The sequence below is a fragment of the Polaromonas sp. P1_E12 genome, from assembly GCF_056405975.1.
In genome coordinates, this window is sequence record NZ_JBFUBB010000009.1 from 80385 (window position 1) to 92335 (window position 11951).

General features: G+C 63.1%; 9 protein-coding genes. 8 read left to right on the plus strand and 1 reads right to left on the minus strand.

The window, feature by feature from the left end:
* The first annotated feature begins 17 nt into the window (after positions 1–17).
* From AC1D13_RS21610 to mdoH, 5 genes are all read left to right on the plus strand, one after another.
* Positions 18–1439: a sensor histidine kinase gene (locus tag AC1D13_RS21610; protein WP_477666637.1), complete on the plus strand. Its 1422-nt coding sequence runs from the start codon at positions 18–20 to the stop codon at positions 1437–1439.
* Positions 1423–2112, plus strand: coding sequence for a hypothetical protein (locus AC1D13_RS21615; protein WP_477690272.1), 690 nt, complete (start codon positions 1423–1425; stop codon positions 2110–2112). The genes AC1D13_RS21610 and AC1D13_RS21615 overlap by 17 nt, the downstream gene beginning before the upstream one ends.
* A complete protein-coding gene (locus AC1D13_RS21620) occupies positions 2109–3470 on the plus strand; it encodes a sigma 54-interacting transcriptional regulator (RefSeq protein ID WP_457281057.1) in 1362 nt (453 codons plus the stop codon). Before AC1D13_RS21615 ends, AC1D13_RS21620 begins: the two co-directional genes overlap by 4 nt.
* Positions 3471–3736: 266 nt before the next feature.
* Positions 3737–5347 carry a glucan biosynthesis protein G gene (locus tag AC1D13_RS21625; RefSeq protein ID WP_477690273.1) on the plus strand — a complete coding sequence of 537 codons (1611 nt, stop codon included), beginning with the start codon at positions 3737–3739 and terminating at the stop codon, positions 5345–5347.
* Entirely contained in the window at positions 5323–7323 is a 2001-nt protein-coding gene (gene mdoH / locus AC1D13_RS21630; RefSeq protein WP_457281059.1) for a glucans biosynthesis glucosyltransferase MdoH, read from the plus strand. The genes AC1D13_RS21625 and mdoH overlap by 25 nt, the downstream gene beginning before the upstream one ends.
* Before the next feature lie 142 nt (positions 7324–7465).
* Here mdoH and ffh read toward each other — a convergent pair whose 3' ends face one another.
* Positions 7466–8824 (minus strand): signal recognition particle protein, encoded by a 1359-nt coding sequence (ffh, locus tag AC1D13_RS21635; RefSeq protein ID WP_457281060.1) that lies wholly within the window; start codon positions 8822–8824, stop codon positions 7466–7468.
* Between the two features lie 102 nt (positions 8825–8926).
* Here ffh and AC1D13_RS21640 point away from each other — a divergent pair, with 102 nt between their 5' ends.
* The 3 genes from AC1D13_RS21640 (at position 8927) to AC1D13_RS21650 (ending at position 11947) form a co-directional block, all read left to right on the plus strand.
* The gene (locus tag AC1D13_RS21640) at positions 8927–9727 is read left to right on the plus strand and encodes a cytochrome C assembly family protein (RefSeq protein ID WP_457281061.1); all 801 of its coding nucleotides are present in this window, start codon (positions 8927–8929) and stop codon (positions 9725–9727) included.
* Positions 9724–9966 (plus strand): PP0621 family protein, encoded by a 243-nt coding sequence (locus AC1D13_RS21645; RefSeq protein WP_457281062.1) that lies wholly within the window; start codon positions 9724–9726, stop codon positions 9964–9966. Before AC1D13_RS21640 ends, AC1D13_RS21645 begins: the two co-directional genes overlap by 4 nt.
* A 265-nt stretch (positions 9967–10231) precedes the next feature.
* On the plus strand, positions 10232–11947 hold the full coding sequence (locus AC1D13_RS21650; protein WP_457281063.1) for a two-component system sensor histidine kinase NtrB: 1716 nt from the start codon (positions 10232–10234) through the stop codon (positions 11945–11947).
* Positions 11948–11951 lie beyond the last annotated feature (4 nt).

An 11951-nucleotide genomic window follows, 5' to 3' on the forward strand; every position in this document is an offset into this window, starting at 1 on the left:
TCAAGCACTCGACACGCATGCTGCAACGATTTTCGTTCCGGCAACTTCTGGTGATCGCTTTCCTGCTGATTGCTGCCCTGCTGGGCGCCGCCTCGCTGCGGGCGCTGTTTACCCTGGAAGACCTTTCGCTGCAAAGCCGCAGCAATGCCGCACGTGCCCTCGAACTCAGCAGCGCGGCGCAGTCCCTGGCCGAGCGCAGCGTATCGATGGAGCGCACATCCCGCCAGTCGGTCGTCCTCGATGACCGGGTATTGCGTGAGCGCTTCGGTGACGAGGCCCGTGAAGCCGCGAGCATCCTGACCAGTCTGGCGCGAGAAGACGTACCGGTTGCCAAAGCCCGGCAATGGCGCGCGCACATGCAGAGCATCGGCGATCTGCTGACCGGCCCGGCGGGTACCGCGCTGGACCGGGAGCGCCAGCTGGCGCAGGAATTCCGTGAACTGGAAAGTGTCAATGCCGCCATCGCCGTGCAGGTGCAACAGGCGATTCAGCAACGCAACAGGTCGCTGGAAGGCAAACTTGAGGCCAGCCGCCAGCGGCTGACCCAGCAGGTAACCTGGGCCATCGTGCTGGCTATCGCCATGGCGCTGGCATTCGGCGTGTGGTTCACGCTGCCGCTCAGGCGCCTGGAGAACGCCATCGTGGGCCTGGGGGAAAACCGGCTCGACCAGGTCATCACCATCCAGGGACCGGCCGACCTGGCCCTGGTGGGGCAGCGGCTGAATTGGCTGCGCCTGCGGCTGGTGGAGCTGGACGCCGACAAATCGCGTTTCCTGCGCCATATTTCGCACGAACTCAAAACACCGCTGGCATCGCTGCGCGAAGGGGTGTCGCTGCTGGAAGACGGCGTAGCCGGCACGCTGAGCAATGACCAGCGCGAAATAGCGCAAATCCTCAGGCACAACACCGGCGTACTGCAAAGCCAGATTGAAGACCTGCTGCGCTTTAATACGGCCGCGTTCGAGGCGCGCCAGTTGAATCGCCAGAATGTCGACCTGTTGCAACTCCTCGAGGAGCAGGTGTACGCGCAGCGCCTGCAGTGGCGCGCACGGGAACTGACGGTCAGCGTCGTCGGTGAACCCGTTGTGATGGAAATCGATCCCGAAAAAATCGGCACTGCGCTGGCCAACCTGCTGTCCAACGCCATCCGCTATTCACCACCCAAAGGGCAGATCCGGCTGGAACTGAGTCCGCTGCGGGGTTTCGTCCGCATCGACATCCACGATCAGGGCGTCGGTGTGGCGCAGGCCGACCGCGAACGGATTTTCGAGCCCTTTTACCGCGGTGAACGCCAGCCGGTCGACGTGGTTCGGGGCAGCGGTATCGGCCTGTCCATCGTTCACGAATACATTGCCGCACATGGCGGAAACATCGTCCTGATGCCCGATCAACCTGGCGCACACTTCAGAATAGAGCTTCCTCATGTTTCCAAGTACTGATTTTCTTCCCCCTCCGCCTGCGACCCACCTCTCCGGGCGCGGCCTGCTGCCGGCCCTGGTGACGTCGGCATTGCTGGCCGCGTGCAGCAGCGGTGGCCCCGCCCCCGAGCGTGGCACCAACACCGCAGCCGTCCTGGCAGCCCGGGCTGCGGCCTCTGCTGCCGAAGCCGCGCGGGCCAGCGCCAGCCAACCTGCGCCGCTCCCGGAATCGGTCGTTTTTGCCAGCGGCATGACCTTGCGCATGCTGGCTTACGCCGAGCGCGTACGCCTCATGCAGCCGCCGGAACTCACCCAGGAAACCGGGCGGCTCGGAGACGCCGCCAGCCCCGAGGCCCAACTCCAGCTCTCACTGGTGCTGGCCCAACTGCGGCAGCTGCCCGAACTGATACGTGCGCAGGAGCTGCTGGCCCGCGTATTGGGCAATGCCGATGCCCAGCCGCTGCATCCGCTGGCAAGGCTGCTGGCGTCACGCTATGCCGAACAGCGCCGCCTGGAAGAGCAGCTTGACAAACAAGGCCAGCAACTGCGCGATGCGCAGCGCAGGCTGGACCAGACCAACGAGCGGCTGGAGGCGCTAAAGGCCATTGAGCGCAGCCTCACCAGCCGGCAGCCGGCGGCAACAGCCTCGGCGCCCATCCCCCCTGCCAGCCGGGCCCGCCCCACCGCGCCATGAGCGACTCCGCCCTGACAGCGCCCCACCTGCTCGTCGTTGATGATGACGCCGACATGCTGCGCCTGCTCACCATGCGGCTCACTGCAGCGGGCTATCGCGTCACGGCGGTCACGTCGGCCGAAGCGGCGCTGACGCAGCTTCATATTGAACGGCCGCAGCTGGTACTCAGCGATGTGCGGCTTCCCGGCCGGGACGGCCTGGCGCTGTTCGACGACATACGCCAGCAGCATCCTTCGCTGCCGGTGATTTTGCTGACTGCGCATGGCACCATTCCTGATGCCGTGGAAGCCACCGAACGCGGCGTGTTCACCTATCTCACCAAGCCCTTTGACGGCAAAAGCCTGCTCGACAAGATTGCCCAGGCGCTGGCGCTGAGTGCCCCCGCGAACCCGGCCAAACAGGGCAGCCCCGAAGCCTGGCAAAACCAGATCATCAGCCGCTCAAGCCGCATGGCCGAAGCCCTGGCTGAAGCGCGCATGGTGGCGCAGTCGGACGCCAGCGTGCTGCTGCGCGGTGAAAGCGGCACCGGCAAGGAGCTGCTGGCCCAGGCCATCCACCAGGCAGGCGCACGGGCCAGCAAGCCCTTTATTGCCGTGAACTGTGGCGCCATCCCCGAGGCTTTGCTGGAATCCGAGCTGTTTGGCCACGTCAAGGGCGCCTTCACCGACGCAGTGGCCAATCACAAAGGCCTTTTCCAGGCCGCAGACGGCGGCACTTTGCTGCTCGATGAAATCGGTGACATGCCGCCCGCGCTCCAGGTCAAGCTGCTGCGCGTGTTGCAGGAACGCGTAGTGCGGCCGCTGGGCTCCAGCCAGTCGATTCCGGTGGATGTGCGCATCATCTCGGCCACACATCGCGACCTTGACGCTGCCATGGCTGAGGGCCAGTTCCGCGCCGACCTTTATTACCGGCTCAACGTCGTCACGCTGACCTTGCCCCCGCTGTCGGAGCGCCGCGAAGACATCCCGTTGCTGGCCAACCACTTTCTCCTCAAACTGGCCGCCAAGTACGACAAGCGCCTGAGCGGTTTCGCACCCGAGGCCCTCAAGGCCCTGACCACGGCCGCCTGGCCAGGCAACGTGCGCCAGCTTTACAACGTGGTGGAGCAGGTTTGTGCCCTGTCCACCACCCCGCTGGTGCCGCTGGCGTTGGTGCAGCGGGCCTTGCGCTCACCCAGCGTGCAAGTGCTCACCTATGCGGAAGCCAGGCAACACTTCGAGCGGGATTACCTGGTCGGGCTGCTCAAATTGACGGACGGCAACGTGGCCGATGCGGCCCGGCTGGCCGACCGGAACCGCACGGAGTTTTACCGCCTGATGCAAAAGCACGGGCTCACGCCGGGACACTTCAAGGTTTAGACCGTAAAAAGGTTCCAGGAGCTCCGGTTCGACCTGGGTTTGTCGCTGTGCCGCCGTGGGCCGTCGCTGGTTGGCGACAGGTTTAAGCCTTTGATTTAAAAGGATTTAATCGAGCCATCTGCGGAAGTTGTCGCTCACCGGCGACAAAACCCGCGATTCTGGGCGCTTTTGAGCCGGATTACATTTGGTTAAATCAAGTATCACGCCCAACTTGTTGATTTAAAACAATTTTTCGAAGCTGGCACAGGGTTTGCCCTAGTCATGGCATGCCAGCTTTTTTCCTGCCTTTTTTGGCATCCTCCGGCGGCCCCAAGCGCCGCTTCAATTTTCTCCTGCGGGCCCGTATCGCGGCCTGCGCGAGCCTTGCAGCACTGACGCTCGCGGCGGGCCAGGCGCATGCCTTCGATCTGGACGATGTGGCCGCTATCGCGCGCCAGCGCTCGCAAGCGCCCTGGCGCGAAGCGTCCCACGCGGTGCCCACCGAGCTCGCCAGGATGGCGTACGACGACTACCGCGACATCCGGTTCAACGCCGCCAGCACGCTGTGGCGTACCGACAAACTTCCCTTTGAAGCGAATTTTTTCCATGTCGGCCGGCACGGTGATTCGGTTCGCATTCACGAAATCACGACAGTGGGCGTGAAGCGTCTGCCTTACGACCCCGCCACATTCAATTTCGGAAAAAACAAACTGTCACCCGAGACCTGGGGTGACCTGGGCCACGGCGGCGCGCGCTTTTTCAGCAACCTCAACTCACCCACCTACAAGGATGAACTGGTGGTATTCACCGGTGCCACCTACTTCCGGGCGCTGGGATCGGGTCAGCGCTACGGCCTTTCGGCACGCGGCCTGGCGGTGGACACCGCAGGCGGTGCGGGCGGAGCCAAGGAAGAGTTTCCCCGTTTCACGGATTTCTGGCTTCAAAAACCTGCAGTCGACAGCAAGCAGCTGACCGTCTTTGCCGTGATGGATTCGGAGCGCATGACAGGCGCCTACCGGTTCGACATCCAGGCCGGCGAGCAAACCACCACGAATGTACAGGCGCGCATCTTCATGCGCCCGGCCACAACCTCCGGCAACAGCGCGCCCGTGACCTCGCTGGGCATCGCGCCCCTGACCAGCATGTTTTTCTTTGGCGAAAACCAGCCCCGCCCCGGCGATTTCCGGCCCGAAGTGCACGACTCCGACGGCCTGATGATGGCTACGGGTGACGGTGAATGGCTCTGGCGGCCCCTGCAAAATCCGTCCTCCCCGCTGGTGACGTCTTTCGCCATGAAGTCGCTCAAGGGCTTTGGCCTGATGCAACGCGACCGCGCCTTTGCCAACTACGAAGACACCGAAGCTCGCTATGAGACGCGGCCCAGCGCCTGGGTCACGCCCGTGGGCGACTGGGGCGCCGGCCGGGTCGAGCTGTTTCAATTTGCCACGCCGGATGAGACCCATGACAACGTGGTGGCCTATTGGGTACCCGAAAAAATGCCAGCACCTGGCCAGTCGCTGGACATCGCCTGGCAAATCAGCTGGCAGGGCAAGAACCAGCAACTGCCGCCCAACAGCTGGGTCACGCAATCACGCCGCGGCACCGGGTACTCGAAGGCCGGAACCGATCTCACGGGCCAGGTCCAGTACGTCATCGACTTTGCCGGCCCGGCGCTGGACGCGCTGCCCGAGGACGCCAAGGTCGAAGCCATCTCCAGCGCCAACGCCAATGGCCGTGTGCTCGAAAGCATGGCCTACAAGAATCCCGCCACCGGCGCATGGCGCATGACGCTGCGCGTGCTGCGGCTGAACCCGGCCCAGCCTGTTGAGCTGCGCGCCTTCCTCAAACATGACAACCACACTGTGAGCGAAACATGGACCAACCTGATCACACTCTGATTCCATCCGCTGCACGCAGCGCCCTGCGCGAGGAACGCCACCCCAATTCGGTGACGGCGCCACCGCTGAATCGCGGCTCCATGGTGCCCCGGCCCTGGCGTGGCTTCTGGAACAGCATGGCCACCGCGCTGCTGCTGCCCATGCTGTCGATATTCCGGGTTTCCGCGCCGGCACCATCCCATCGCCTGCCTGCCCCCCGGCTTGAGCGCTGGCAGCAGGCTGCCCGGCGCCGGCGCACGGTGTTCCTGCTGCTGACCGTCATCAGCACCGTGCTGGCAACCAGCATCTTTGCGGACATGCAGCCCGACTATGACAACGCCTGGCTGCAGTACGGCCAGATCAGCCTGTTTGCCCTTCTGTCAGCCTGGGTAGTGACCGGCTTCATGACGGCGATGATGGGCTTTTACGTCACGATCTTTGGTGACAAACACGCGCTGTCCGCGAAAAAGGTTCAGCACTACCCGCTGGATGCGTCCACACGCACCGCGATCATCATGCCGATCTGCAATGAAGACGTACGCACCGTGTTCGCCGGCCTGCGCGCCACCTGCGAGTCGGTCGCGATGACCGGCCATGTACAGAGCTTTGATGTCTTCGTACTGTCGGACAGCAGCAACCCGGCCATCATCCAGGCCGAGCGCGCCGCCTGGGAAGACCTGCGCACCCAGCTGGCCGGACACCCCGACCAGCCGCAGATCGAGGTCTATTACCGCCTGCGCAAACGCCGCACCGACCGCAAGGCCGGCAATGTGGCCGACTTCTGCCGCCGCTGGGGCAAGGATTACCGCTATATGGTGGTGCTGGACGCCGACAGCGTGATGAGCGGCGACTGCCTGGTTTCCATGGTCAAGCTGATGGAAGCCAATCCCAGGGCCGGCATCATCCAGACCGCAACCCAGGCCATCGGCCACGTCACGCTGCACGCACGGGCGCAGCAGTTCGCCTCACGCGTGACCGGGCGCCTCTTCACGCTGGGGATGCAGTTCTGGCAGATGGGCGAGTCCCACTACTGGGGCCACAACGCCATCATCCGTATTGAGCCCTTCATGAAGCATTGCGCGCTGGCGCATATCAAGGGCACGGGCGGCATGGCGGGCAGCATCATGTCGCACGATTTTGTCGAGGCCGCGCTGATGCGCCGCGCCGGCTACCACGTCTGGCTGGTGGGTGACCTGGTGGGCAGCTACGAGCAGCAGCCGCCCGATTTGCTGGCCGAGCTGCAGCGCGATCGCCGCTGGTGCCAGGGCAACCTGCAAAACTCGCGCCTGATCGCCGAGCCGGGCATTCACCCGGTACACCGCTCCATGTTCGGCACGGGCGCGATGGCGTATCTGTCGGCGCCGCTGTGGCTGTGCTTTCTCACGCTGGGTACGGCGCTGTGGCTGTCCGGCTCGCCGATGATTGCCGACTGGACGCTGCTTCCCGGCGAGCTGATGTCGCTTTGGGCCTGGACGCTGTGCATGCTGTTCCTGCCGCGCATCCTGGGCATCGTGGCCGTGCTGGTCAACCGCCAGCAGCAATCCTATGGCGGCACCGTCGCCCTGCTGCGCAGCGCTTTGCTTGAAACCCTGATCGCGCTGTTGCAGGCACCCATCCGCATGCTCGCGCATTCGCTGTTTGTGGTGGTGGCCCTCACCGGCCTGAAGCTTGAATGGAAATCGCCCCCGCGCGAAGCGGCCGCTGTGCCCTGGCGCCATGCGCTGGCGCAGTTGGCGCCCATGTCCGGCGTGATCGCGCTGCTGGCTGTCGGCATTGCCGTGATCGATGCACGGGCTTTGATCTGGCTGATCCCGGTCGGCCTGCCGCTGCTGCTGGCGATCCCGATGACGGTGCTCACCAGCAAGGTAGGCGTGGGCACGGCCCTGCGTGCGCAGAACTACCTGCTGATCCCGGAAGAAACCCGTTCGCCGGCGGTGCTGCGACGCGCCTGGCTGCATGCAAGCCGGCTGGCCAAGCCACGGCTGAAGGCGGCCTGAGAATGGCCTGACTTCAGGGCAACCCATGAAAAAAGCCGCTTGAAGCGGCTTTTTTCATGACAGGCAAACGCTATTAATTCAGGAGCTGGTTGCGCCCGTCTTTATTGGGCTGCAGCCATTTTTCACTTAAAGATCGAATCAATCAAAACTTGGGCATGCCTTTCATGCCGCCCATGCGTTTCATCATTTTCATCATCCCGCTGCCTTTCATCTTCTTCATCATGCCCTGCATCTGCTCGAATTCATTGAGCAGGCGGTTGACTTCCTGAACATGCACGCCGGAACCGGCAGCAATGCGGCGCTTGCGGGTGGCCTTGATGAGTTCGGGCTTGCGGCGCTCCAGCGGCGTCATGCTCTGGATGATGCCCTCCTTGCGCTTAATGTCTTTCTCGGCCTTGTCCATGTCGACCTGGCCAGCCTTGGCCGCCATTTGCGCGGGCAGCTTTTCCAGAAGGCTGGAGAGCCCGCCCATGTTCTTCATTTGCTGCAACTGGCTCAGGAAGTCGTTGAGGTCAAAGCCGTCGCCGGACTTGATCTTGGCGGCGAGCTTCTGGGCAGAGGCCATGTCCACCCCGGCGGCCACCTGCTCGACCAGCGCCAGAATATCGCCCATGCCGAGGATGCGGCCGGCGTGGCGCTCGGCGTCGAACACCTCCAGGCCGTCGATTTTCTCGCTGGTACCGGAGAATTTGATGGGGGCGCCGGTGATCTGGCGCACGCTGAGCGCCGCACCGCCGCGCGAATCGCCGTCGGTCTTGGTCAGGATGATGCCGGTGAGCGGCAAGGCTTCCTTGAAGGCCTTGGCGGTGTTGACCGCATCCTGGCCCTGCATCGCATCGACCACAAACAGCGTTTCAACCGGGTTCAGGATCGCATGCAGCTCCTTGATTTCCGCCATCAGGGCCTCGTCGATGGCCAGCCGGCCAGCCGTATCGACCAGCAGCACGTCAAAGAAATGCTTGCGGGCGTAGTCAATGGCGGCTCGCGCGATGTCGGCCGGCTTCTGGTCAGGCGTGCTGGGAAACCATTCGGCGCCGGCCTGTTTGGTGACCGTCTTGAGCTGTTCAATGGCGGCCGGGCGATAGACGTCGCCTGAAACGGTCAGCACCTTTTTCTTGCGCTTTTCGATCAGGTGCTTGGCCAGCTTGGCGGTAGTGGTGGTTTTACCCGCGCCCTGCAGGCCGGCCATCAGGATGACCGCCGGCGGCTGGGCTGCCAGGTTGATATCGCTCACCCCCTCGCCCATGGTAGCGGCGAGTTCCTTGTTAACGATGCCCACCAGCGCCTGGCCCGGCGAGAGAGAACCCATCACTTCCTGGCCCAGCGCTTTTTCTTTGACCCGGGCAATGAAGTCGCGCACCACCGGCAGCGCAACGTCGGCCTCGAGCAAGGCCATGCGTACCTCGCGCAGCATGTCCTGCACGTTGGATTCGGTGATGCGGGCCTGGCCTCGCATTTCCTTGACGAGACGGGATAACTTGTCGGTAAGAGCTGAGGCCATGGGAAGGCGCCACGAACGCGGCGCAGTTAGGTGGAAAAGAAAGGCTGCAGCGGAAGGCTGCCAGAAAGGGGGAAAAGAGGCAGTAAAGGCTAAACTCTAGCCATGATTTTAGCTTTGAGCGACTGGTGGGGTCTTGCAGCGGCAGCCGGTGCTGCCGTCGCCTACGCTGCATTGGCACTGGGCTCCCCGCGCCTCGGCCCCGCCGCCATCCGCGGCCTGCTGCTGGCGGCCTGGCTGCTGCACGCGCTGGCGCTGGCCGATGGCCTGCTGGGCGAGCCCCCGCGTTTCGGCTTTGCACCGGCGCTGTCCATGACGGTCTGGCTGGTGCTGACCGTTTACGCCATCGAAAGCCGCCTGTTTCCACAACTCCAGGCCCACTGGGCGTTGGCAGGGCTGGGCAGCGCAGCTGTCATCCTGACGGTCATTTTCCCCGGTACCACCTATCACGCCATCGCGTCCCCCTGGCTGCCGTTGCACTGGGCCCTGGGCATCGCGTCTTATGGGCTGTTTGCCGCCGCAGTGGTGCACGGCTGGCTGATGACGCGCTCCGAGCGCTCCATCCGGCTGGCCGCACAAACCGATGCGGGTGTGCCGCTGTTGACGCTGGAGCGGCTCACCTTCCGCTTCGTGGAGGCCGGCTTTGTATTGCTGTCGGCCACGCTGTTTGTAGGCTGGCTGTTCGCCGAAACACTCTACGGGCCCGGCCTGGCCTGGAAATGGAACCATAAAACCGTGTTTTCGGTCCTGGCCTGGCTGACGTTTGCCGGCCTGCTGATCGGCCGGGCGCGCCTCGGATGGCGTGGCCGCAAGGCCGTCCGTGTGCTGTACCTGGGCTCCGGCCTGCTGCTGCTGGGCTACGCCGGTTCGCGCTTTGTACTTGAAGTCATTCTGAGGCGGGCATGAAATACCTTCTGGTCCTGGGATTCGTGCTGGTGGTTTTCTGGCTCTGGCGTCACAACCGCGATGCGGAAAGAAACGATGCGGCGGCTGCCCGTCCCCGCCAGGCACCGGGCCGCGAAACGGCCGTTGCGGAGATGATCGCATGCGATGTCTGCCACGTGCATTTGCCGAAGTCCGACGCCCTGACAGGCGGCAAGGGGATTTATTGCAGTGACGCGCATCGCCGCCAGGCAGGAGACTAGGGCCTGCCAACACTATGTTTACAAATGCGAATGGGGTGAAAACGGCGCCAATCAAGGCGCGCGACGAATCCCAGACCGGGAGTCTGGGTGAGGAGCGCAACGCCGAGTGGCGCCGTTTTCACCCCATTCCCTCCGGGTTGCGATCAAAAAGGCCTTGCGCGGCGTTGCAAAGCCTTGACGGGGTCTACCCCGCCTGCGTTTTGCGCCTTGCTCAAGGCCTTTTTGAGCGCAACGCATCTTGCAAACATAGTGTTAGCAGGCCCCAATGAGCACGCCATCCCACTGGTTTGAAACGGGAGGCAAGGCATCAGGCGCGTGGGAGACCGTGCCCGAACTGGGCTCCTTCGGCCGTTTGTGGCGTGTCTTCATGACGGCACGCGTTGCCATCGCCACGGTACTCGTCATCCTTCAGGCGGTTATCTACGCGCTGGGCAACATCACCAACCGCTGGTCGATTGGGGTATGCATCGCCTACCTGTGCGCCACACTGGCCGTGCGCCTGTGGGCCAAACCGCGGCCACCACGAAGCACCTTTGACGCACAGTGGTTACTGACCATCGGCGTGGACGTCATCACGTTCTCCACACTCAATTTCCTGCAATCGAGCGGCATCAACTACACGCCGCTGTTTGCCCTGCCGGTGCTCCTTGCCTCCATCCTTGGACCGATTTTGCTGGCCTTCGGAACCGCAGCCAGCGTGACCTTGCTGCTTCTGGCCGACGCCTGGTGGAGCTCACTTCAGGTATTGGGCGACTTCAATGCCCGATTCCTCCAGTCGGGCTTGAGCGGTTCCGGTTTTTTCCTGGTCGCGCTGCTTGCGAACCACCTCGCCTTGCGGCTGGCCCGTGAAGAGCAGTTGGCAAAACGCAGCCAGTCCGCCGCGCGCATGCAGACGCAGGTGAACGAACTGGTCATTGAAACCTTGGCCGACGGCGTGCTGGTGGTCGATATCAACGGCATCGTCCGGTCGGCCAATCCGGCATCCAGGCGCCTGCTGGGAGCCCGGGATTCAGTTCGCAGCGCGCCTTTCATCCTCGTCATGGAGGCGGCCTGGTTGCCCCTGGCGGAACTGATGCACAGCACGTTCAGCACGCAAACCCCCCAGGAAGCGGACATCAGCCTTGAATACCCGGGCAGCAATACCCGGCGGCTTCATGTACGCACTCGTCTTGCCGCCTCGAAAAATGGCACCCACGAAAGCCTTTGTGTAATGTTCCTGGAGGACCTGCGTGAAATGGAGGCCCGCGTGAGGACCGAGAAGATGGCAGCCATGGGACGCATGTCGGCCGCAGTGGCACACGAAATCAGGAATCCGCTGGCGGCGATCTCTCAAGCCAATGCCTTGCTGGAAGAAGACCTGCAAGACGAGCCGCACCGCCAGCTCACAGGCATGATCCGGCAAAATGCGCAACGTCTCGCCAGAATCGTCGATGAGGTATTGAACATTTCACGTGCCCAGGCGCACCTGCCCTCGCCACAAACCACCACCCTGGCACTGGACGAAACCGCTCACAAGATTACCGCGGACTGGGCAGGGCAGACTGAAGCGTCCCGACGCATGAAGATCACGGCAGATTCAGGTAATGCCGTTGTGTGCTTTGAGCCCGAGCATTTGCGCCGCCTGATGGTCAATCTGCTGGACAACGCCCTGCGTTATGCCAGCACATCTTCTCACGCCATTGAAGTCTCCACCCAGCTCGTTACGCCCGGGCAGGCCCGTCTGTCCGTATGGAGCGATGGCCAACCCATGGAGCAAACCGTGCAAACACACCTGTTCGAACCATTTTTCTCCTCTGAAAGCCGCTCAAGCGGGCTGGGCCTGTACATTTGCCGTGAATTGTGCGAACGCTATGGCGCCCTGATCGGCTACCAGCGCGTGCAGCGCAGCGGCATTGAGGGAAACGAATTTTTTGTCATATTCGCACCCTCCAGTCCGTCTATGACCTTGCCTGCGGCTTCTTTTGCCACAATGCCAACCTGAAAAC